Source organism: Streptomyces sp. NPDC090025 (genome assembly GCF_044748125.1).
Classification (GTDB): Bacteria; Actinomycetota; Actinomycetes; order Streptomycetales; family Streptomycetaceae; genus Streptomyces.
Window position 1 is genome coordinate 167599 of record NZ_JBIVFL010000007.1, and the last position, 19708, is coordinate 187306.

23 protein-coding genes are annotated in these 19708 nt (G+C 74.3%); 14 read left to right on the top strand and 9 right to left on the bottom strand.

Annotation, left to right across the window (positions count from 1 at the left end; translation table 11 throughout):
* Positions 1-77: 77 nt before the first annotated feature.
* The 4 genes from ACIPXM_RS18660 (at position 78) to ACIPXM_RS18675 (ending at position 4290) form a co-directional block, all read left to right on the top strand.
* Complete coding sequence (locus ACIPXM_RS18660) at positions 78-1448, top strand: M20 family metallopeptidase (RefSeq protein WP_401656524.1); 1371 nt, start codon at positions 78-80, stop codon at positions 1446-1448.
* 249 nt (positions 1449-1697) lie between these two features.
* Positions 1698-1976: a polyprenyl synthetase gene (locus ACIPXM_RS18665; protein WP_401656526.1), complete on the top strand. Its 279-nt coding sequence runs from the start codon at positions 1698-1700 to the stop codon at positions 1974-1976.
* On the top strand, positions 1969-3063 hold the full coding sequence (locus tag ACIPXM_RS18670; protein ID WP_401656528.1) for a polyprenyl synthetase family protein: 1095 nt from the start codon (positions 1969-1971) through the stop codon (positions 3061-3063). The genes ACIPXM_RS18665 and ACIPXM_RS18670 overlap by 8 nt, the downstream gene beginning before the upstream one ends.
* A gap of 63 nt (positions 3064-3126) precedes the next feature.
* Entirely contained in the window at positions 3127-4290 is a 1164-nt protein-coding gene (locus tag ACIPXM_RS18675) for an oxygenase MpaB family protein (protein ID WP_401656531.1), read from the top strand.
* Positions 4291-4343: 53 nt separating this feature from the next.
* On the opposite strand, the gene ACIPXM_RS18680 is transcribed toward ACIPXM_RS18675, so the two are convergent.
* Positions 4344-5039: a hypothetical protein gene (locus ACIPXM_RS18680; RefSeq protein ID WP_401656533.1), complete on the bottom strand. Its 696-nt coding sequence runs from the start codon at positions 5037-5039 to the stop codon at positions 4344-4346.
* Between the two features lie 162 nt (positions 5040-5201).
* Between ACIPXM_RS18680 and ACIPXM_RS18685 the strand changes: the two genes are divergently transcribed.
* On the top strand, positions 5202-5534 hold the full coding sequence (locus tag ACIPXM_RS18685; protein ID WP_401656535.1) for a cupin: 333 nt from the start codon (positions 5202-5204) through the stop codon (positions 5532-5534).
* A gap of 46 nt (positions 5535-5580) precedes the next feature.
* Here ACIPXM_RS18685 and ACIPXM_RS18690 read toward each other — a convergent pair whose 3' ends face one another.
* On the bottom strand, positions 5581-6162 hold the full coding sequence (locus tag ACIPXM_RS18690) for a tetratricopeptide repeat protein (protein WP_401656537.1): 582 nt from the start codon (positions 6160-6162) through the stop codon (positions 5581-5583).
* A 177-nt stretch (positions 6163-6339) separates the two neighbouring features.
* On the opposite strand from ACIPXM_RS18690, the gene ACIPXM_RS18695 reads away from it, so the two are divergent.
* From ACIPXM_RS18695 to ACIPXM_RS18705, 3 genes are all read left to right on the top strand, one after another.
* Positions 6340-8028 carry a poly(3-hydroxybutyrate) depolymerase gene (locus tag ACIPXM_RS18695; protein ID WP_401656539.1) on the top strand — a complete coding sequence of 563 codons (1689 nt, stop codon included), beginning with the start codon at positions 6340-6342 and terminating at the stop codon, positions 8026-8028.
* A gap of 142 nt (positions 8029-8170) precedes the next feature.
* Positions 8171-9700: a threonine/serine exporter family protein gene (locus ACIPXM_RS18700; protein ID WP_401656541.1), complete on the top strand. Its 1530-nt coding sequence runs from the start codon at positions 8171-8173 to the stop codon at positions 9698-9700.
* Between the two features lie 110 nt (positions 9701-9810).
* Positions 9811-10290: a DUF6069 family protein gene (locus ACIPXM_RS18705; protein WP_401656543.1), complete on the top strand. Its 480-nt coding sequence runs from the start codon at positions 9811-9813 to the stop codon at positions 10288-10290.
* Here ACIPXM_RS18705 and ACIPXM_RS18710 read toward each other — a convergent pair.
* From ACIPXM_RS18710 to ACIPXM_RS18720, 3 genes are all read right to left on the bottom strand, one after another.
* The gene (locus ACIPXM_RS18710) at positions 10235-10681 is read right to left on the bottom strand and encodes a CU044_2847 family protein (RefSeq protein ID WP_401656545.1); all 447 of its coding nucleotides are present in this window, start codon (positions 10679-10681) and stop codon (positions 10235-10237) included. The genes ACIPXM_RS18705 and ACIPXM_RS18710 overlap by 56 nt on opposite strands.
* Positions 10682-10703: 22 nt before the next feature.
* Positions 10704-12086 (bottom strand): Ig-like domain-containing protein, encoded by a 1383-nt coding sequence (locus ACIPXM_RS18715; RefSeq protein ID WP_401656547.1) that lies wholly within the window; start codon positions 12084-12086, stop codon positions 10704-10706.
* A gap of 220 nt (positions 12087-12306) precedes the next feature.
* The gene (locus tag ACIPXM_RS18720; RefSeq protein WP_401656550.1) at positions 12307-12807 is read right to left on the bottom strand and encodes an SRPBCC family protein; all 501 of its coding nucleotides are present in this window, start codon (positions 12805-12807) and stop codon (positions 12307-12309) included.
* Between the two features lie 190 nt (positions 12808-12997).
* On the opposite strand from ACIPXM_RS18720, the gene ACIPXM_RS18725 reads away from it, so the two are divergent.
* Positions 12998-13576 (top strand): PadR family transcriptional regulator, encoded by a 579-nt coding sequence (locus ACIPXM_RS18725; protein WP_401656552.1) that lies wholly within the window; start codon positions 12998-13000, stop codon positions 13574-13576.
* An 84-nt stretch (positions 13577-13660) separates the two neighbouring features.
* Positions 13661-14116: a peroxiredoxin gene (locus ACIPXM_RS18730; protein WP_401656554.1), complete on the top strand. Its 456-nt coding sequence runs from the start codon at positions 13661-13663 to the stop codon at positions 14114-14116.
* Positions 14117-14155: 39 nt separating this feature from the next.
* Here the strand turns inward: ACIPXM_RS18730 and ACIPXM_RS18735 are convergent, their stop codons facing one another.
* Both ACIPXM_RS18735 and ACIPXM_RS18740 read right to left on the bottom strand, forming a co-directional pair.
* Positions 14156-14515, bottom strand: a complete 360-nt coding sequence (locus ACIPXM_RS18735; protein WP_401656556.1) for an SHOCT domain-containing protein — start codon at positions 14513-14515, stop codon at positions 14156-14158.
* Between the two features lie 5 nt (positions 14516-14520).
* Complete coding sequence (locus ACIPXM_RS18740; RefSeq protein WP_401656558.1) at positions 14521-14955, bottom strand: DUF6325 family protein; 435 nt, start codon at positions 14953-14955, stop codon at positions 14521-14523.
* Positions 14956-15118: 163 nt separating this feature from the next.
* Here ACIPXM_RS18740 and ACIPXM_RS18745 point away from each other — a divergent pair, with 163 nt between their 5' ends.
* From ACIPXM_RS18745 to ACIPXM_RS18760, 4 genes are all read left to right on the top strand, one after another.
* Entirely contained in the window at positions 15119-15523 is a 405-nt protein-coding gene (locus ACIPXM_RS18745) for an SHOCT domain-containing protein (protein WP_401656560.1), read from the top strand.
* A 62-nt stretch (positions 15524-15585) separates the two neighbouring features.
* Positions 15586-16455, top strand: coding sequence for a hypothetical protein (locus ACIPXM_RS18750; protein WP_401656562.1), 870 nt, complete (start codon positions 15586-15588; stop codon positions 16453-16455).
* Between the two features lie 36 nt (positions 16456-16491).
* On the top strand, positions 16492-16950 hold the full coding sequence (locus tag ACIPXM_RS18755; protein WP_401656564.1) for an RrF2 family transcriptional regulator: 459 nt from the start codon (positions 16492-16494) through the stop codon (positions 16948-16950).
* 88 nt (positions 16951-17038) lie between these two features.
* Complete coding sequence (locus ACIPXM_RS18760; protein WP_401656566.1) at positions 17039-18226, top strand: globin domain-containing protein; 1188 nt, start codon at positions 17039-17041, stop codon at positions 18224-18226.
* 87 nt (positions 18227-18313) lie between these two features.
* Here ACIPXM_RS18760 and ACIPXM_RS18765 read toward each other — a convergent pair whose 3' ends face one another.
* Together ACIPXM_RS18765 and ACIPXM_RS18770 are read right to left on the bottom strand one after the other, a co-directional pair.
* Entirely contained in the window at positions 18314-18685 is a 372-nt protein-coding gene (locus ACIPXM_RS18765; RefSeq protein ID WP_401656568.1) for a peptidase inhibitor family I36 protein, read from the bottom strand.
* Positions 18682-19452: a hypothetical protein gene (locus ACIPXM_RS18770; RefSeq protein WP_401656570.1), complete on the bottom strand. Its 771-nt coding sequence runs from the start codon at positions 19450-19452 to the stop codon at positions 18682-18684. The genes ACIPXM_RS18765 and ACIPXM_RS18770 overlap by 4 nt, the downstream gene beginning before the upstream one ends.
* Positions 19453-19708 lie beyond the last annotated feature (256 nt).

Sequence of the window (19708 nt, forward strand, 5' to 3'; positions counted from 1 at the left end):
CGGGGGCGGCCGTGGCCCCGGCGTGCCAGGCTGGGTGCCGGACGTCCGCCCCTTCGGACCGCACCACGGAGGCATGGGTGAACACGGAACAGCCGACGACGCACACGGGCCAGGGCCGGGAACAGGACAGCGCCCCGGATTCCGGCCCGGATTCCGCCCCGGATCCGGTCACCGCGCAGCTCCGCGCCGAGCTGGACCGGACCGCCGAGAAGGTGGCCGAGCAGGTCGTCGCCTGGCGGCGGCATCTGCACCGGCATCCCGAGCTGCCGAACCGCGAGGAGAAGACGGCGGCCCTGGTCGCCGGGCACCTCCGCTCGCTCGGTCTCGACGAGGTCCGCACCGGCATCGCCGGGCACGGGGTGGTGGGTGTGCTCAGGGGCGGGCTGCCGGGGTCTCGTACGGTGGCGCTGCGCGCGGACATCGACGCACTGCCGGTGAAGGACCTGTGCGGGGTCGACTTCGCGTCGGAGACCGTCGACGCCGACTACCCCGGCGGCCCGTTCCCGGTCTCGCACGCCTGCGGCCACGACTGCCACACGGCGATGCTGATGGGCGCGGCGACGGTGCTCGCCGGGGTGCGCGACCGTCTTCCCGGCACCGTGCTCTTCGTGTTCCAGCCCGCCGAGGAGGGCCCGCCGGTCACCGAGGACGGCGGGGCGCGGGCGATGCTGGCCGCGGGCGCGCTCGCGGATCCGGAGCCGAGCATGGTGTTCGGGATGCACGTCACGCCGTACCCGAAGGGGTACGTGGGCTATCGGGTCGGCAATCAGTACGCGGCCTCCACCCTGGTCCGGATCGTGATCACCGGCAAGCAGGTGCACGGCTCCACGCCGTGGCAGGGCATCGACCCGATGCCCGCGGCCGGGGCGGTCCTCACCGGCATCGGCCAGCTCTACCGGCAGGTCTCGGCGTTCGATCCGGTCACCGTGACCATCGGGCACATCGAGGACGTCGGCCGGTTCAACATCATCGGCCAGACCGTCACGCTGTGGGGCACCGTCCGGTGCGCGGTGGAGTCGGACATGGCGGAGGTCCAGCGGCGCCTCGCGACGCTCGCGGAACACTCGGCCGCCGCGTACCAGGCCACCGCCTCGGTGGAGTTCCTCCAGCCGGTGCCGCCGGTGCACAACTCCGCCGGGTGGGTGGCGGCGGGGCTGCCGGTGTTCCGGCGGGTGGTCGGCGCGGAGCGGGTGGTGGAGACCGGGGCGACCCTCGGGTACGACGACGTGTCCGAGTTCGTGAACGCGTTCGGCGGCCTGTACGTGATGCTGGGCGTCCAGGACGCGACGCTCGACGCGAACGGGGCACCGGTCCCGGCGCCGGGCGGGCGGGGTCTGGTCACCAACCACAACCCGCACTTCTACGCGGACGACGACACCCTGGTGACCGGGGTGCGACTGCACGCGCAGGTGGCATACGCGCACCTGACCGGGGAGTTGGTCATCTGATAGCACCCCCACCGGCGGTTTTTCCGTCCGACTTCACCCGAACGAGTTACTTCTGGTGATCGCGACGGCCGCCCGGCCGCCACCCTGGACCCGTCGGCGGTCTGGAGTGGACAGGGGTGCGGTGTGACGCGGGACGGGACTCGGGGCGGGGCGCGGGACGGTACGCGCGAGGGCGGCGAGGCGTCGGGCGGGGGTGAGGCGGCCGGCGGGAGCGGGGCGGCCGGCGGGAGCGGCCGGGAGGAACAGGCCGTGCTGCTCGTGGCCGGGCTCGCCGATCTCGCGGTGAGCACGCTCGGCACGGCCCTCGGGACCTTACGGGGGCTGCTGCGGCGTTCGGACACGACGCAGTTGGTGGGGGACGCGGAACGGGACCTGAGGGCACGGGGGCGGCTCGCGCTCGACCGGTACGCGACGGTTCCCCCGGCGCATCTGGAGGTGCTGGCCCGGCATGTGCTCGCCCGGCGGGACGGTCCGGTGACGGGCGTCGGCGGGCGGTCCGGCGCGGACCGGGTGCGCGACGATGTCTGAGGGCTGGGACCCGGCCGGTTTCCGTGCCCGGATCGACGCGGTGCTGCACGGTTTCGTCGCCGAGGAGGCGGACCTCCTGGTGGACGTCGACCCGGCGCTCGGGCCGGTCGCCGAACAGGTGGAGACGGCGGTGGCGCGCGGCAAGCGGCTCCGGGCGGCGTTCTGCTACTGGGGCTGGCGCGGCGGCGGGCAGCCGGACAGCGACGCCCTGGTCCGGGCGGCGGCGGCCATGGAGCTGGTGCACGCGGCGGCCGTGGTGCACGACGACCTGGTGGACGACAGCCCGCTGCGGCACGGGCGGCCCACCGCGCACATCGCGCTGCGGTCCGCCGTACCGGATCATCCGGATCCGGCCGGGGCGGCGCGCTCGCTCGCGATGCTGGCCGGGGATCTGCTGATGTCGCTGGCCGGGCAGCTGTTCGCGACCAGCGGGCTGCCCGCCGCGTTCCTCGGCCGGGCCAGGCCGCTGTGGGCGGCGCTCGCGCGGGATCTGGTCGCGGGCGAGTGCCTGGAGATCCTGCACACGGGCGGGGCGCCGGACACGGCGGCCTCGCTGAAGGTGATCCGCTACAAGACCGCCAAGTACACGGTGGAGCAGCCGCTGCTGATCGGCGGCGCGCTCGCCGGGGCCGGGGCCCGGCTCGACGAGGGGTACTCGGCGTACGGGCTGCCGCTCGGCGAGGCGTTCCAGCTGCGGGACGACCTGCTGGGTCTGTTCGGCGACCCGGACCGTACCGGCAAGGCCACCACCGACGACCTGCGCGGCCGCCGCCCCACCGCGCTGCTCGCCGAGACGTGGCGGCTCGCGGACGGGGCGCAGCGCGAGCACCTCACCGGTCTGCTGGCCGATCCCCCCGAAGGAGATGGCGGGGCACGAGAGGGCGGGGGCGGGGCCGGGGGTGACGGGGCCGCGCTTGACGGCGTACGCGCGCTGATGCGCGAGGTGGGGGCTCCGGAGCGGGTCGAGCACATGATCACCGCGCGGGTCGGGGACGCGCTCGGCGTGCTCGACGCCCTCGACGTCCCGGCCGGCACGGCCACCGCACTGACCGCGCTCGCGCACTCGGCGTCCGCCCGGCTGTCCTGACCCGGTTCCTCGTCCCTCTCTCGTCCTCCTCCTGCTCCTGGCTCTCACCGCGAAGGAATCCGCATGATCCCCACCGAGGCATCGCTCGACGCCCTGCGCCTGGCGGGCGACGAGCTCGCCGACGCCACCGTCGCCACCCTGTTCGAGCGGGGCGAGGTCGGCACCTTCAACACCCTGATGCGGTACGTGTCCACGGCCGGCGCCCCGCTGCCGGACGGGCTGCCGGAGGTGGCCCGCGAGTATCTGCACGTGACGAGCGCGCCGCCGAGCTGGGTGGACTGGACGGAGATGGAGAAGGCCCGGCTGTTCTTCGTCGACAACAACGTGCACATCACCACCGCGCTGTCGTTCGCCTCGATGCCCGCCTGCTATCTGGTGCCGCACGTGGCCCAGCTGCTCTCGGCGACGCACGGGCTGAAGTACCCGTCCAAGCGGATGGCGGAGACGGGTCAGTTCACGGTGTACCTGATGCGCCCCGACGCCTTCGAGTCGGGCAGCAGGTTCATCCCGGCGGCGCAGAAGGTCCGGCTGCTGCACGCGTCGATCCGGCACCATCTGCGCCGGGAGAACCGCTGGGACGTCGAGGCGCTGGGGGTGCCGATCTGTCAGGAGGACATGATCGGCGGCCAGATGTTCTTCTCGATGCTGGTCCTCGACAGTCTGCACCGGCTCGGCATCCACATGTCCACGGAGGGCGCGGAGTCCTACTACTACGCCTGGCGGGTGGTGGGCGCGATGCTCGGCGTCGACCAGGACGCCGTCCCGAAGGACCTGGCGGAGGCCCGGCGCTTCCTCGACCTCTACATGCTGCGGCACATGGGTCCCTCGGAGGAGGGCGTGGAGCTGACCCGGCAGCTCATCGAGCTGTACGAGGAGGTGGTGCCGGGCACCTTCTTCGACCCGATCGTGTCGGCGCTGATCCGTCATCTGGTCGGTGACACCTGCGCGGACTGGCTGCGGGTGCCGCGCGGCACCTGGGACACGGTGGTCAAGGCGGTGCCGCAGCTCCTCGGCGTCCTGGAGACGGTCGAGGACAAGTCCCCGCTGGGCGCGTGGGCGCTGGACCGGCTCGGCCAGCTGACCACGGTGTTCGAACTGTCCTCGCTGACCCGCGGCCGGGTGATGCACTACGCGATCCCGGAGCACCTGAGGAAGGACTACGGCCTGTCGACGACGGTGTCACCGAAGCGCCGCTGGAGCCCGCCACCGGCGGTGCTCGATCACTAGGCCCTGGCCCGGGTCCGCAGCACCTCCCTCGCCCCCGTCCCCCGTCCCCCGTCTCAGCTGGTCCAGGGCAGCCGGACCGCCTCCAGCTCCGCGTCCGCGAGCAGTGCCTCGACCAGCGGGCCCGGGCCGCAGACCTTGGTGGCCCAGAGGTCGTAGTCGGTGCAGACGACCCAGGAGCGGTCCGCGGGCCACAGGTTGGAGGGGGTGTAGTAGATGTCCGGGTGGTCGAAGAGGGCCCGGGCGTCGCCCAGGCGGCCGGAGCGGATGTGTTTCTCGTCGTAGTCCCGCGCGATGATCGGGTTGTAGTACGCCAGGCAGGGGGTGTCCGGTCCCTGGGGGCTGTGTTCGGTGAGGAAGCCGATCAGCCGGTCCCAGGTCGGCCGGTCGAGGCTGCCCTCGGCGGGCCACTCGACGGAGCCGGGGCGGATGTCCGCGTCCCTCTCGGAGGGGAAGCAGTTGAAACAGGGGTACGTGTCCGGCGGCACGACGGGGTCCCCGAGGCGGGCGGCCAGTTCCGCCCAGCGCAGCCGCCGCCAGCCGGGGCCGGGGTGCTCGTCGCGGCTCTGGGAGTGGTTGACCGACTCCCCCGCGTTCTCCCCGCGCTCGTACATGCCGCCGAGCACCCAGGCGGCGTCGGGCCGCCGGGGTGCCTCGAAGCCGGTGAGGCCGTCCTCCTGGGTGAGCTCGGCGAGCCAGTCGGCCGTGGAGGCGGGCGCGAGGGGCCATCGGGTGAGGACGTCGTCGGACATCCGGCCAGCCTACGGGCCCGGGTCGGCACGGCTTCGGCGGCCCGGTCACGGGGCGCCGAGTTGCGGAGCGTCGAGTTGCGGGGCGGGCGTCAGCCACAAGGCTGGGGGTAGGGGGGACCGGTCCGTCGGCCGCCCCGGCCGCACCGCTCACAGGGAGCCACGATGCAGGAGTCCGCGCCGCTCGACCTCACCGCGCTCGCCGAGGAGCACCTGGCCAAGGCCCGCGCCGCCGCGCACGGCCGGAGCGCGCATCTGGTGATGCACGACGGGGTGCTGCGGCAGAGCGTGATCGCCCTGATCGCGGGCGCGGCCCTGGACGAGCACAACGCGCCCCCGGCGGCGAGCCTCCAGGTGCTGCGCGGCCGGGTCCGTCTGACGGCGGCGGGGCGGGCGCAGGAGCTGGCGGCGGGCGGGCTGCAGATGATCCCGAAGGAGCGGCACGGCCTGACGGCGCTCGACGACTCGGTGGTGCTGCTGACCGCCGTGAACGACTGACCGGCCGGGGCGCCTGAGGGTCCCCCGAGCCGCTCCCCCGGCCAGCTCACTCCACCTTGTCGAGGTCCTGCGCGTAGTACTCGACGGCCGCCCGGTACTTCCGTACAGAAGGGTCCGTGCTGGTCTCCGCGAGCAGCTGGAGCAGCAGGCGTACGGAGTCGTGGTGGTCGCCCGTGTTGTACAGGGCCATCGCGAGGAAGGCGCGCAGGGCGCCGTCGTCGGGGAACTCCTCGGTGCCGCGGCGCAGGGTGGCGACCGCGTCGGCGTAGCGGCCGAGGGTGCGGTAGGTGCTGCCGAGGCCGAGCAGGGTGCCCCTGCGGTCCTCCGCCGAGAGCGCGGACGGGGTGCCGGCGGCGAGGGCACGTTCGTAGTGGGGGACGGCGTCAGCCTCCAGACCGAGCACGTCGTGGGCCCAGGCGGTCTGGTACGCCACTTCCGCGTCGTCCGGGAAGCGCGCGGCGAGAGCGAGGAGGCGGTCCTTCGCCTCCTCGCGGTGGCCGGCCGTGCGCAGCGCGACGGCGGTGGACAGTGCGGCGGACCGTTCGGCCGAGTCTGCGGCGGACAGCGTGGTGGAGCGTTCGGCGGACGGCTCGGTGGGCCTCGCGGGGTCCCGTTCCTCGGTGCTCATCGCGGCATTCTCGCAGGTCGCCGAGGGGGCGGTACGGCTGGTCGCCAGGTCGTGGCGCGCCATAGCGGTACGGGGTGTTTGTGGCCTCCGGGCCCATAGAGGCGGGCCGGATCGTGGCTCTAGCCTCCGCGAAATCCCCACCGTTGTCCCCACCGTTCGAGCCGCGACGGAGTCGCCATGCACCTGACCTCTCCTGCCACTCCCCCTCCAGCCCCACTCGCCCCACCGGCCTCGGCGTCGTCCCGGCCGCGCCGCCGCCGCCGACGCCCCCTCGCGGCGCTGCTCACCGCCGCCGCGTCGGCCCTCGCCGCCGTCCTGGTGCTCGCCGTGGCGCCCGCGCCCCCGGCCGAGGCCGCGGCGCCCGCCCCGGTGCCGGGCGCCCTCGGCCCGTACGACATCGGCGCCGTGTACACGGCGGGTGTCTCCTCGGGCGGCTACATGGCCACCCAGCTGCACGTGGCCTACTCCGGGACGGTGTCCGGTTCGGCGGCCTTCGCCTCGGGGCCGTACGACTGCGCCCAGAACAGCCTGCCGACCGCGCTGAACGCGTGCATGAACACCACCCAGGACCTCCAGGCGGCCCGCCTTGAGCAGAACCTGCGGGACCGGTCGGCGCAGGGGCAGGTGGATCCGGTCGCCAACCTCGCCGGGGATCCGGTGTACGTGTTCAGCGGGACCGGCGACAGCACCGTGCGGCAGCCGGTGGCGACCGCGCTCGCCGATCTGTACGGCCGGTTCGGCGCCACGGTCCGCTACAACCGGTCCACCGCCGCCGGGCACGCCTGGATCAGCCCGCTCGGGCCCAACGGGTGCGCGGTGACCCAGAATCCGTGGATCAACGACTGCGGCTTCGACGCGGAGGCGGAGTTCCTCGGCCATCTGCTCGGCTCGGTGGCACCGCCCGCCGCCACGCCCTCGGGCCGTCTGATCCGCTTCGACCAGAACGCCTATGTGCCGGGCGGTTCGGCGGCGGCCGTGTCGATGGACGACAACGGCTTCGCGTACGTCCCGGCCTCGTGCGCGCAGGGCGCGCGCTGCTCGCTGATGGTGGCGCTGCACGGCTGCAAGCAGGGGTACGGCTACCAGGGTTTCGGCACCCGCTTCGTCGAGAACGCCTATCTGAACGAGTACGCCGACACCAATGCCATGGTGGTGCTCTATCCGCAGGCGGCGCCGACGGCGACGCTGGAGAACCCCAACGGCTGCTGGAACTGGTGGGGTTATCTCGGCGACTCGGCGTACGCGCGGCACGGCGGCAAGCAGATCGAGGCGATCATGGGCATGGTCCGGGCGCTGCGCGGCGGCGGCACCACACCGCCGCCGACCGGGGGCGGGTCGGTGACGCTGCCCAGCGTGGACGCGCAGGACGGCTATGTGAAGGCGGCGGCCGACGGTTCGGGCCCGGCCGTCGGCACCCTTGAGGACCTGTACGGCTTCGCGCTCGGCCGGGGCACGGACGGCAAGGTGAACCGGACGCTGCTGTCGTTCGACACCTCGCGGATCCCGGCCGGGAAGGAGATCACCCGGGCGTTTCTGACGGTGAACCGGTCGAGCGGCGCGGGTGACCCGTGGGGCTCTCCCACGGGCAACCAGCTCCTCGCCGACGTCCGTTCGGGCTGCTTCGGCGGCTGCGCGGTCGAGCCTGCCGACTGGTCGGCGGCGGCGACGGTGCCGGGCGCGGCCCGGATCGGCGCCTTCACGTCGGGTGGCGCGGTGTCCACGGACCTGTCGGCGGCGGCGCTCGCCGCGCTCGACCGGACCGGGACCACCCAGGTCCGGCTCGGTTTCGCGACCGCGCCCGCCGGGACGGCGTACCTGTTCGTCAATCAGGCGGCGCCGGTGACGCTGACGGTCGAGTACCGCTAGGACCCCGGTAGTAACCGGCTCGGTGGGGCGGCGGGCGGGCACGGTCGCCGCCCCACCGGGACCGCCCGCCGGGTCCGCGCCACCGGAACCGCTCCATCGGGTCTGCGCCGCCCGGCGGCCGGGTGCCTGTTACGTTGCCCGAATGCGGCAATTGTCCTCATTCGATCCGCGGGCGCTCGTCGGCCGGGCGGCGAAGCTCGGCGGTCGGCTGCGCCCCTGGCGGCGGCGGGCCCCGGACACCGTCACCCTGCCGGAGGACGAGGACGCCGGGCGGGAGCGGCTGCGCGAGCTCGCCGCGCTGCTCTGCGAGCTGGGCTCGGAGCTGCTGCGGGCCGGGGAGCGGACCGCCGAGGTGGAGCGGACCCTGCACGACATCGCCGCCCGCTACGGCAACCGGGCCCGCTGTTTCGTGGTGCCCACCGGCCTGTTCGTACGGGTCGGGGGCGGGCCCGACGGGCGGGGCGGGGAGCTGGACTTCGCCCCGGTCGAGGGGCCCGATCTGCGCCTGGACCAGGTGGAGACGCTGCAGTCGCTGGTGGAGCGGCTGCTCGCGGAGGAGCTGCCGTTCGACGACGTACGGGCGGCGCTGCGCGCGATGCGGACCCAGCCGGAACGGTTCAGCCCGGCGGCGGCCGTGTTCGGCTACGTCCTGCTGACCGTCGGGCTCGGGGTGATCCGGCACGCCACGGTCGCCTCGGTGATCGGGTACGCGGTGCTCGGCGCGGGCGTGGGCGTGCTGCGGCTGTTCGGGGACCGGCTGCCGGCCGCCCGCTCGGCGCTCCCGGTGGTCGCGGCGGCGCTGGTGACGGCGGCCTCGCTGCGCTGGGCGGGCCCGGTCCTGCACGAGCAGCCCACCCTGCTCTACATCCCGCCGCTGATCGCCTTCCTGCCGGGCGCCGCGCTCACCCTCGGCGTCATCGAACTCGCCACCGGCGCCGCCCTGTCGGGCATCGCCCGGCTGGCCGGTGCGGTGAACGTGCTGCTCCTGCTGGCACTCGGCATCCTGGTCGGCACCCAGATCCTGGAGCAGCGGCGGGTCGGCAAACCGCCGTCGGAGGCGCTCGGGGCGTGGGCTCCGTGGGTGGGGGTGCTGCTGCTCGGCTTCGGCTTCCTGCTGTACTTCTCGGCGCCGCCCCGGGTCACCGGCTGGCTGCTCGCGGCGCTGCTCGCCGAGCGTCTGGTGCAGTCGGCGGCGAGCGAGGTGGCCGGGGCGACGTTCGGCGCGTTCACGGCGGGGGTGCTGCTTCCGCCGATGGCGGCCTGGATCGAACGCCGGGCGCACACTCCCGACCAGGTGGTGTTCCTGCCCTGCTTCTGGCTGCTCGTGCCGGGTGCGGTGGGCCTGACCAGCGTCTCCGAGATCATCATGGAGGGCGCGTCCGCGAGCGCTCTGTCCAGCCTGGTCGACACGATCGTGACGGTGGCGGCGATCGCCCTCGGTGTGCTCGTCGGCGCGGGGCTCCAGCGCAGGCCGAGTCTGCGGCTCGGCGAGCCGGTGCCCGCGTCGCCGTTCGACCCGGTGGTGGGGGCGGGTCTCCCCGAAGGGGAGCCGGGGACGGCGGAGGGGACCGGTCCGGAGCAGGAGCCGACAGCGACGGCGGAGACCGGCCCGGTTCCCGAGGGCGGCCCGGGCCTGGACGCGGGTCCCGGCGGCCCGGCCGGTAGCGGCTGAGGCGGTGCCGGCCGGGCGCCGTCACCCGTACGGACCCGGCCGGCTTGCCTGCCGTACGAGCGGGGCGAGGATCGGGAGCACACATGATCACGCGCCCGAGGGGGAGCCGTATGGACCCGCAGCAGCAGCCGTCGCCCTACGGGCCGCCGTCGACCTGGGAGACGCCCCGGCCGTCGCGGCTCGACGCCGCCCGGCTCTGGTCGGGCGGGGTGATGACGGCGGTGGTCGCCGCGCTGATGGCCGTGGTCGGTGTGCTGCTCGTCCGGGGTGTGCTCGGCATCGCGGTGTTCGCGCCGGAGGGTGACGGGGCGATGGGGGACGCGTCGACCGGGCTGCTCGCGGGCGGCGCCGCGGTCGCCGCGCTGGCCGCGACGGCGCTGCTGCACCTGCTGATCCTGGGCACTCCGCAGCCCGCCCGGTTCTTCGCCTGGATCGTGGGACTCGCGACCATGGTGATGGTGCTGCTGCCGTTCACGACCGGGCTTCCGCTCGACGCGAAGATCGGTACGGCCGTGGTCTATCTGGCGATCGGCGTCACGATCGCCTCCCTGCTCTCCGCCGTCGCGCGCGGCGCGGTCCGTACGGACTAGCGGAGCCGCCCGGCGCCACCTGGCCGCCCCATTCGAGGGTGACCCAGAGACTGGCGCTGCCGGTGCCCTGGACGACCAGGGCGGTCAGCTTCCCGCTCTCCAGGCCGAGTTGGCAGCCGAACTCGACGGTGGCCCGGTCGGGTGCGGCCCGGTGCAGGGCGTCGCCGATCTGGGCGGCGAAGGAGGACAGCGCGGCGGTGACGCCGGAGAGGTCCGGGAGCCGCCCGCCGATGCCCTCCAGGTCGTCGTCCGGGCCCCCGCGTTCCCCAGAACCGCCGGGACCACCGGGTCCGCCTGGGCCACCGGGTCCGTCGCCAGGTCCGTCGAGCGGTTCGGCCTCCACGTACAGGACGCCGCCCGTGGCGAGGGCGACCCGGGTGAGCTCGGTCATGGCCTGTTCTCCCTTCCTCGTGTCAGAGGGCGGGGCGCAGCGCGCCCTCCGCCGTGCCGGTTCCGGCGACGGCCGGGCCGAGGGCACTGCCCTCGCGCCACTCGGGCCAGCTGAGGTTCCAGTCGCCGAAGCCGTTGTCGAAGGGCGTCATCTCCTCGCCGTACCCGTTGACCACCCGTACGAGATCGCCCTCGCGGACGGTGTCGAAGAACCAGGCGGCGTCGTCGGTGCTCATGCCGGTGCAGCCGTGGCTGACGTTCTCGCTGCCCTGCGAGTCGAGGGACCAGGGCGCGGCGTGCAGATACTCGCCGCTCCACGTCACCCGGGTGGCCCAGCGCACCTTGAGGTCGTAGAAGTCGCCGCTGCCCCGGGCGATGCCGATGGAGTCGCCGCGCATCCGGACGGTGGCCTCCTTGCCGAGGACCACCTTGATGCCGCCGCGGGTGCGGTAGCCCGCCTTGCCGGTGGTGACGGGGATGCTGCGCACCGCCCGGCCGTCGCGGTACACGGTGAGGGTGTGCTGGGCGACGTCGGTGACGGCCTCGATCCGGTCCCCGGTGCGCAGGGTGAGCGGCTCGGTGGGGCCGCCGTACAGGTGGTCGGTGACGCGGACGCCGTCGAGCGCGGCGCGCACCCGGACCGTGGCGTGGGCGGGCCAGTAGGCGCGCGGCCGGTAGTGGAGGGTGGTGGGCGAGACCCAGTGCCAGGCGCCCTCGACGCGCGGTTCGGAGCTGACGTGCAGGGCGCGTTCGACGGTGCGGCGGGCTTCGGTGTCGGTGGCCGGGACCGGGTGGCTCAGCTCGGCGGTGAGCGGCTGGCCGACGCCGTACGTGCCCTCGCCCGGGCCGAGTTCGACGCCGAGCCGGTCGCCCTCGGGCGCGGCCGGGGTGCGCAGCGCGAGCCGGGCCCGGTGCAGCAGGTGCCGTCCGCCGTCGGCGCGTTCGACGGCGACGCGGGCGGTGTAGCGGCCGTCGGCGGGGAGCGGCGCGGTGCTGGTCCAGTGGCTGCCGTCGGGGCTGACCGCGCCCGCGATCCGGTGTCCCTCGTGGTCGGTGACGGTGACGTCGGTGAAGCGGCCGGGACCGCGCAGCGCGAGGTCGAGCGGGCCGCTGTCGGTCCTGGTGAGGTCGAGTGGGCCGGTCCTGCCGTCGAGGAGGGCGGTGCGGCGGGCCGTGGTGCAGAGGCCGCCGGTGGTGGGGCAGGCGCCGACCGAGACCTGGAGCGCGCCGGAGGCGCCGGTCCGGCCGACCGCGCCGCGCGCCGGGGCCGCGCCGACGGCGGGCGGCTGGGCGGCCTGGAGCGCGAGCACGGCGCCGACGGCCACGGTCAGCGCGCTCCACCCGGCGAGGTTCCTGGTGCTCCGGCCGCCGCTGTTGCTGGTGCTCGTTCGGTTCCTGGACGGCATGTCGGACGCCCACCCCTTCTCACCCGGGTCTGACCTCGTCTGATGCGGCGCGCGCCGATCGTCGCGCCGTCGCTGCATCAAAACGGATCGGGGGCGGAAAAGATGATCAACCGACCGGGCGTGGCGTCCGACTGGTCCGTGAGACGACTCGAACGCACCAATGCGGGCGACGGCCCGGGCATCGGCGGGCGCGCCGCCGCGCGCACCGACGCGCCACCGCTCAGCGGGGCACCTCGGGCAGCTCCTCGCCGGTCTCCAGGAGGGACTTGAGGCTGGAGACCAGCGCCGGCCAGCCCTCCCCCACCAGCGCCCGGATGGTGCCGCCCGGCACCAGGTCGTCGTGCACGACGGTGAGCTTGACCATGTCACCGGCCGGTTCGATGGCGTACGTGACCTTGGAGCGGCCCTCCTCGACCAGCCGTACGTACGTCTCGTCCTCGATCCCGGCCGCCTGCGCCCAGGCCGGGGTGAAGGTGTGCCAGCTGTACGAGAGGAGACGACCGGGCTCGGCGGCGAGCACCCGCTGCTCGGGGTCGACGGTGGTGCGGCCGCCCTCGTCCCACACCATGGGCGAGCCCACCGCCCAGTCGGTCTCGAACGTCACCCCCCAGTAGCGGCGGGTGAACTCGGGTGCGGTCAGTGCCTGCCACAGCAGGTCGGGCGTGGTGCGGATGTACGTGACGTACACGTACGCGCCGCTGTCACCGTCGTGGCTGTCCATCGGAGCCTGCTCCCTCTCTGCCGTGGGAGCGGGTACGCCCCTCGGCACCAGGATGTGCCCGGTCCCCCGGTCGCGCACGCGCTCCGCCGCACGGGGCCGCCATCCGGTGCCGCCATCCGGCGCTTCACCAGGTGTTTCGCGGGTGAACATGATCCTCGGCAGCCGATCGGCGGACTGCTAGTTTGTCCGGATGTCTCTCAAGCACGCGGTCCTGGCGGCCCTCCTGGAGGGTGAGGCGTCGGGGTACGACCTGGCCAAGCTCTTCGACGTGTCCGTGGCGAACTTCTGGGCCGCCACACCGCAGCAGCTCTACCGGGAGCTCGACCGGCTCTTCGAGGCCGGCCTCATCGCGGCCCGGGTGGTGGAGCAGGAACGCCGCCCCAACAAGCGTGTGTTCACCCTGACCGACGCGGGCCGCGCCGACCTGGTCGCGTACACGGGGCACCCGCCGAGGCCGACGGCGGTCCGGGACGAGCTGATGGTGCAGGTGCAGGCGTGCGACACCGGGGACATGGCGGCGGTGCGGGAGCACGTACGGGAGCGGATGGAGATCGCCGGGGAGAAGCTGGCGCGCTACCGGCGGCTGCGCGACCGGATGCTCGACGGCCGGGACGAGACCGCGTATCTGCGCGAGAGCGACCGGGTGGGGCCGTATCTGACGTTGCTGCGCGGGATGGCGTTCGAGGAGGAGAACGTGCGGTGGGGCGAGCGCGCGCTGGTCGTGCTCGGGGAGCGGGCGGAGCGGGGCGCGGCGGCCGTCCGCGGCTGACGGCGGGGACCGCGGGGGTCGCGGGAACCTCGGGGGAACCGACGGTGTGACGGGCGTGCCTACCGTGCGGTAGCGTCCGCGGCTATGAACGTCGGTGACATCGTCGAGGACTTCACCCTTCCGGATGAAACAGGGGAGCAGCGGTCCCTGTCCGGGCTGCTGGCCGAGGGCCCGGTCGTGCTCTTCTTCTATCCTGCGGCGCTCAGCGCCGGTTGCACCGTCGAGGCGTGCCACTTCCGGGATCTCGCGGGCGAGTTCCAGGCCGCGGGGGCGCGCCCGGTCGGCATCAGTTCGGACGAGGTGGCGCGGCAGCGGGAGTTCGCCGCGCGCCACTCGCTCGGCTACCCGCTGCTCTCCGACACCTCGGGTGAGATAAGGGAGCGGTTCGGCGTGAAGCGCGGTTTCGCGCTGGTGCCGACGAAGCGGGTCACGTTCGTCATCGACCAGGACCGCAGGGTCCTGGAGGTGGTGCGCAGCGAGCTGCGGATGAGCGCCCACGCCGACCGCGCGCTCGCCGCGCTGCGGGCCCGTACCGCCTGATCGTTCGCGGTCCCGGCCGTTCGGGGCACTCGCCGCTCGTCAGCCGCCGAGCAGCCGGGCCTTGGCCGCGGCGAACTCCTCGGGGGTCAGCAGCCCTTGCTGGGCGAGTTCGCCGAGCCGGGTGAGCTGGTCGGTGATCGAGGGGGCCGCCGCCGGTACGGGGCCGGGCGGCGGGGCGACCGGCTGCTGGGCCGTCGGCTGCGGGGGCGGCGGGAGCGGCTGCGCCTGCTGGGCCTGGAGGTCGGCGATGGCTTCCTCCTGGTCCTGTTCGCGGCGGGCGTTGCGGGCGGAGCTGCGGCCCGCGGCGTACGCGGCTCCGCCGACGAGCGCGCCGCGCAGCAGCGGGGCTCCGGCGGGCCGGACGACCGGGCGGGCGAGGGGGCGACGGCGCATGAACATCCGGGTCAGTTCCTTCCGGCCGCGGCGACGGCCTCGCGGTAGGCGGTGTGGGCCTCGGCGACGATCTCCGGCGGGATCGGCACCCGGCCCGCGATCCGGCCGTCGACCGCGCGGATCGCCTCGGCCGCCCGGGCCGCCCAGACGTGCTCGACCAGCAGCATCAGCGCGCAGCTGCCGGGTTCCAGGGTCTCCGCCACCTCGGCGGCGTCCTCGGGGCCGAGGAGATTGGCCTCGGGGCCGATCTCGGCGACGGCGTCCTCGTACTCCTCGTACTCGACGAGTTCGGAGCTGCCGACCGTGCCGTCGGCGGCCTTGGTCACGACGAGTGAATCGATCAGCCGTACCTGGCCCGCCCGGCGCAGATCGGCGATGGCGGTCACGGCGGTGACGGTGAGCCGTTCCCCCGGGAAGGCGAGCACCAGACATTCCACGGGCCCCATGGGACTCCCTCTCGTGCATGCGGACGCAGTCGTTCCGCCCATCCGAACACGGTCCGCGCCGGGCCGCACCCCGGACGGCGTACGACATGCGAGGTCCCGGTGGGTGAACGAGACTCGCTCCGAGGCGAGGCCGCCCAGGCCCCGCCGGGAACGGAGTTTCGGCATGGACGACTACCCCCTGCTCAACCTCTTCTGGACGATGCTCTGGTTCTTCCTCTGGATCATGTGGCTGTTCCTGCTCTTCAAGATCGTCACGGACATCTTCCGCGACCATGAGCTGGGCGGCTGGGGCAAGGCGGGCTGGCTGATCCTCTGTGTGGTGCTCCCCTACATCGGCGTGCTGATCTATGTGATCGTGCGCGGCCAGGGCATGAGCAAGCGGGACGCCAAGCAGGCCAAGGACACCGAGGCGGCGATCCAGGACTACATCCGCAAAACGGCGGGCACGGCGCCCGGCGACGGGAAGGGCAGCGGCGTGGACGAGCTGGCCCGGCTCGCCGAGCTGAAGGACAAGGGCGCCATCACGCCCGAGGAGTTCGAGAAGGCGAAGGCCAAGGTCCTCTCCTGACCGCTCCGCGGGGCGAGGAGGAGGCACCGGCCCGGCTGTCCCGGTCACTGCTGCGCGAGGCGGTGGCCGAGCCGGGCCGGCTGCCCGAACTGCTCGCCGCGTTCGCGCCGCGCCGCCTGGGTCCGGGAGCCGGACGGGCGGCGCGGCGGCTGCGTGCGGACGGGACGGACCCCGCCGCCGCGCGGGCCCGGGTGGTGGCGCGGGGCACCAGGGCGGCGGCGGCCGAGGGTACCTTCGTGGGCGGGCCGTTCCTGCTGCTCGTCCCGTTCGCGTTCTGCGCGGCCCTGCTCTCGCAGGCGCGCACGGTCCTCGAGCTGGCGGCGCTCGCGGGCCGGGACCCGGTGGATCCGGAGCGGGCGGCCGAACTGCTGGTACTTCAGGGGGTGTACGGGGAGGTGGACGACGCCCGGGCCGCGCTCGCCCGGGAACCGGCGCGGGGACCGGCGGAAGGTCGGAGCGGGAAGCGCAGGCCGGGGCGGATCGCGGCGCTGTGGGATCTGAGTCTGCGGATGGCGCGGCTGCTCGGGGTGCTCACGCCGTCGGGCGACGGGGTGGGGCGGTGGCGGCAGCTCGGCCAGTGGGCGCTGTCGGGTGCGGTGTTCCTGGTGGGTCTGGTGGCGCCGCTGGTGTGGCTGCCGTATCTGGCGTACACCTATCGCCGTTCGACGCTCCGGCTGACCGACCGGGCGGCGCTGTTCTACGCGGGTGCGACGGTGCCGCGGCGGAGCACCCGGCTCGATCCGGCGACCATCCTGGCGCTGGGGCGGACGCTGCTGTCGTTGCTCGTACCGGTGGTGGCGGTGGCCTGGGTGGTGTTCACGGACGCGCGGATCGCGGGCGGGCGGTGGCCGGTGCTCGGGATCGCGCTGTTCACGTCGTCGGTGGCGGTCGGCGGCTGGTGGGTGTGGCGGCACTGGGTCAGCCGACCTTAATACGAACTTCACATGCGTCTTTGATACGGTCGACGGGTGCGGCTGACGAAATTCACCGATCTGGCACTGCGGGCCGTGATGCGCCTGGCGGTCTCCGGTCCTGACGACACCCCCACGACCCGCGAGGTGGCGGAGTCGATGGCGGTCCCCCACGCCCATATGGCGAAGGTGGTCACCCGGCTCCAGCATCTGGGGGTCGTGGAGGCCCGGCGCGGCCGGGGCGGCGGGCTCACGCTCACCGACCTGGGGCGGCGCTCCTCGGTCGGCTGGCTGGCCCGGACGCTTGAGGGTGAGGACGAGGTGGTGGCCTGCGAGGGCGATCCGCCGTGTCCGCTGCGGACGGCCTGCCGGCTGCGGGGCGCGCTGCGCGAGGCGCAGGAGGCGTTCTACCGGTCGCTGGACCCGCTGACGGTGGCCGATCTGGTCGGCTCGCCGACGGGGCCGGTGCTCGTGGCGCTCGCCGGCCGTTCCGCCCCGCCCCCACCCCTGCCGTAGGCCGCGAGGGGCTCGACGAACGCCCCGGCAGTCGGGGTGCCCCCCTTCCCTTAAATACGTAGATCATCTACCACTTTGGAGTTCCGTCATGCTGTCCGAGCAGTCCGTACCGGTCGTCCGCGCCACCCTGCCCGCCGTCGGGGGTGCCCTCGACGAGATCACCGAGCGTTTCTACGCGGGGATGTTCGCCGCCCACCCGGAGCTGCTGCGGGACCTGTTCAACCGCGGCAACCAGGCCACCGGCGACCAGCGCAAGGCACTCGCCGGTTCGATCGCCGCCTTCGCGGGCGCGCTGCTCGAACACCCCGGGACCCGCCCGGACGCGATGCTGGCGCGGATCGCGCACAAGCACGCCTCGCTCGGGGTGACCTCGGAGCAGTACAAGGTGGTGCACGAGCACCTGTTCGCCGCGATCGCCGCCGTCCTCGGCGACGCCGTGACGCCGGAGGTCGCGCGGGCCTGGGACGAGGTGTACTGGCTGATGGCGAACGCCCTGATCGCCGTCGAGGCCCGGCTCTACCAGGAGCGGGGAGTCGCCGAGGGCGCGGTGTGGCGGCCGATGGAGATCACCGGGCGGCGGGCCGAGACCGACGACACCGTCTCCTTCACGCTGCGCCCCGCCGACGGCGGCGAGGTCACCGGCTTCCGGCCGGGACAGTATGTGAGCGTGCAGGTCACACTGCCCGACGGTGCGCGGCAGATCCGCCAGTACAGCCTGTCCGCCGCGCCCGGCCGTCCCGAGTGGCGGATCACCGTGAAGCGGGTGGACGGCGACCCGGCGGGCGAGGTGTCCGGCTGGCTGCACTCCGACGCCGCGGCCGGCGATCTGGTCGACGTGTCGGCGCCGTTCGGCGATCTGGTGCTGCCCGAGGGCGAGGGCCCGCTGCTGCTCGCCTCGGCGGGGATCGGCTCGACCCCGATGCTGGCGATGCTGGACCACCTGGCGGCGACCGCCTCCCGCCGTCAGGTCACCGTCGTGCACGCCGACCGCTCCCCCGCCGGACACGCGCACGCCGCCGAACTGCGCCGTCTGGTCGGCGCCTTGCCGCAGGCGTCGCTGCACCTCTGGTACGAGGACCCGGCCGGGTCCGACGCCCGTCAGGGCCGCGCCGATCTCACCGCGCTCGACCTGCCCGCCGGACTCACCGCCTACCTCTGCGGCCCGCTGCCCTTCATGCGCGCGGCCCGCGCCGACCTCCTCGGCGCGGGCGTACCCGCCTCGGACGTGCACTACGAGGTGTTCGGCCCGGACCTGTGGCTGGGCGCGGCGGCCTGACCGGTCCGGCGGGTCCGGGACCGGCCGTCCTCCGGGCGTGCGGCCCGGAGGACGGCGGTCGTACGGCGGTCGTGCGGCTCGCCCGGATCAGCAGCCCATGGTCCAGGTGTGGGAGTCGCCGCGGTCGTTGGCGTTGGCGTCGTAGCCGACCTCCTCGCCGGGAGCCAGACAGATCGTCATGGCGCCGCCCTGCCAGGCGGACTCGTAGACCTTGACGTGGTCCTTGATGCCGGGGCCGGAGAGGCCGTGGTTCGCCCAGGAGGAGTCGGCGTCCGGGATGGACCCCTCCCACCAGCCGTCGTCACCGCTCCAGTTGGTGCGCTGGCCGTCGAAGTTGGCGTCCGTCCAGGCGCAGAAGTGCCCGGAGGGGCAGTCGGCGGCGGTGGCGGGCGCGGTGAGCGCGAGGCCCCCCGCGAGGGTGAGGACGGCGGCGGCGGTGGCTCCGAGGAGTCGCTTCATGAAGGACTGTTGCCTTTCTTCTGGGTGGGGTTCGCGGACAGCTCGGCTGCCCGCAGCAGCGCGCGGGCGCGCAACTGCTCGTAGGTGGCGACCTGGTCGCGGTGCAGGGTGCGCACGGTGGCGAGCTCGGCGGGTTCGAGCCGGGCCCGGACGTCTGCGAGGCCGCTCTCCCGGGTGCAGCGGTCGGCGACCGCCGGGTCGGGGCGCCCGGTCCTGGGGCCTCCGGCGGGTGCGGCGCAGCGGATCCAGCGGTCGAGCGCGGCCCGGTGGGCCGGGTCGTCCTTCATCCGGGCCTGGGCCTCGGCGCGCAGGTTGTCGACGGTGACCTGGGCGCGGAACCAGCGGTGCTGGTCGCCGTAGAGCTCGGCGCGCGCGGTGGCGACGCAGCCGTCGCTGTTGGCGGTGACGGTGAGGCCGGTGGCCAGGGTGAGGGACAGCTCGCGCGGGTCGGCGCCGAACAGGGCGGCCTGCAGCCGGATGTCGGCCGCCGGGGCGTGGGGCGCGGCGGCGGACGGGGGCAGGGCGAGGCCCTGCGCGCCCAGGCAGCTGACCACCAGCTGCTGCTCGGCGGACTTGAGGACGCGGTCCTGTTGCTGCCGGACGACGGCCGACGCGGCGGCGGGCGAACCCGCCGCTCCGGCCGGGCCGGGCGGGGCGGCCGGATCCGGGCGTACGGTGGCGCAACCGGCGAGGACGAGGGCGGCGGCGGCCGTCAGGAGGACGCGACGGGACGCGAAGCGGGTCGCTCGGCGGGGCGCGAGGCGCAAGATTCCCCCTGGTGACGGGCGCGGGCGGCGGTGGCAGGCGGGTGATCACCGCCGTCCGTGGCGATGAATGCCCGGCGCCGTGCCCGCCATGCGACGGCCCGCGCCGACTCACTCGAAGGGGTCGAACGCGCCGGAGCGCGCGCCGCCCGAACGCCGTACGGGCACCCGCGACGCGCGGCCGGGCGGGCCCGGCGGGCGCCTCGCGGGCACGACAAAGCCCCGGTTGGACGGGGGATTCCAACCGGGGCCGATATGC

Coding starts and splice junctions, on each gene's coding strand:
- ACIPXM_RS18670 (WP_401656528.1), top strand. CDS start 1,969: ATGTCTGAGGGCTGGGACCCGGCCGGTTTCCGTGCCCGGATCGACGCG.
- ACIPXM_RS18675 (WP_401656531.1), top strand. CDS start 3,127: ATGATCCCCACCGAGGCATCGCTCGACGCCCTGCGCCTGGCGGGCGAC.
- ACIPXM_RS18680 (WP_401656533.1), bottom strand. CDS start 5,039: ATGTCCGACGACGTCCTCACCCGATGGCCCCTCGCGCCCGCCTCCACG.
- ACIPXM_RS18685 (WP_401656535.1), top strand. CDS start 5,202: ATGCAGGAGTCCGCGCCGCTCGACCTCACCGCGCTCGCCGAGGAGCAC.
- ACIPXM_RS18690 (WP_401656537.1), bottom strand. CDS start 6,162: ATGAGCACCGAGGAACGGGACCCCGCGAGGCCCACCGAGCCGTCCGCC.
- ACIPXM_RS18695 (WP_401656539.1), top strand. CDS start 6,340: ATGCACCTGACCTCTCCTGCCACTCCCCCTCCAGCCCCACTCGCCCCA.
- ACIPXM_RS18700 (WP_401656541.1), top strand. CDS start 8,171: ATGCGGCAATTGTCCTCATTCGATCCGCGGGCGCTCGTCGGCCGGGCG.
- ACIPXM_RS18705 (WP_401656543.1), top strand. CDS start 9,811: ATGGACCCGCAGCAGCAGCCGTCGCCCTACGGGCCGCCGTCGACCTGG.
- ACIPXM_RS18710 (WP_401656545.1), bottom strand. CDS start 10,681: ATGACCGAGCTCACCCGGGTCGCCCTCGCCACGGGCGGCGTCCTGTAC.
- ACIPXM_RS18715 (WP_401656547.1), bottom strand. CDS start 12,086: ATGCCGTCCAGGAACCGAACGAGCACCAGCAACAGCGGCGGCCGGAGC.
- ACIPXM_RS18720 (WP_401656550.1), bottom strand. CDS start 12,807: ATGGACAGCCACGACGGTGACAGCGGCGCGTACGTGTACGTCACGTAC.
- ACIPXM_RS18725 (WP_401656552.1), top strand. CDS start 12,998: ATGTCTCTCAAGCACGCGGTCCTGGCGGCCCTCCTGGAGGGTGAGGCG.
- ACIPXM_RS18730 (WP_401656554.1), top strand. CDS start 13,661: ATGAACGTCGGTGACATCGTCGAGGACTTCACCCTTCCGGATGAAACA.
- ACIPXM_RS18735 (WP_401656556.1), bottom strand. CDS start 14,515: ATGTTCATGCGCCGTCGCCCCCTCGCCCGCCCGGTCGTCCGGCCCGCC.
- ACIPXM_RS18740 (WP_401656558.1), bottom strand. CDS start 14,955: ATGGGGCCCGTGGAATGTCTGGTGCTCGCCTTCCCGGGGGAACGGCTC.
- ACIPXM_RS18745 (WP_401656560.1), top strand. CDS start 15,119: ATGGACGACTACCCCCTGCTCAACCTCTTCTGGACGATGCTCTGGTTC.
- ACIPXM_RS18760 (WP_401656566.1), top strand. CDS start 17,039: ATGCTGTCCGAGCAGTCCGTACCGGTCGTCCGCGCCACCCTGCCCGCC.
- ACIPXM_RS18765 (WP_401656568.1), bottom strand. CDS start 18,685: ATGAAGCGACTCCTCGGAGCCACCGCCGCCGCCGTCCTCACCCTCGCG.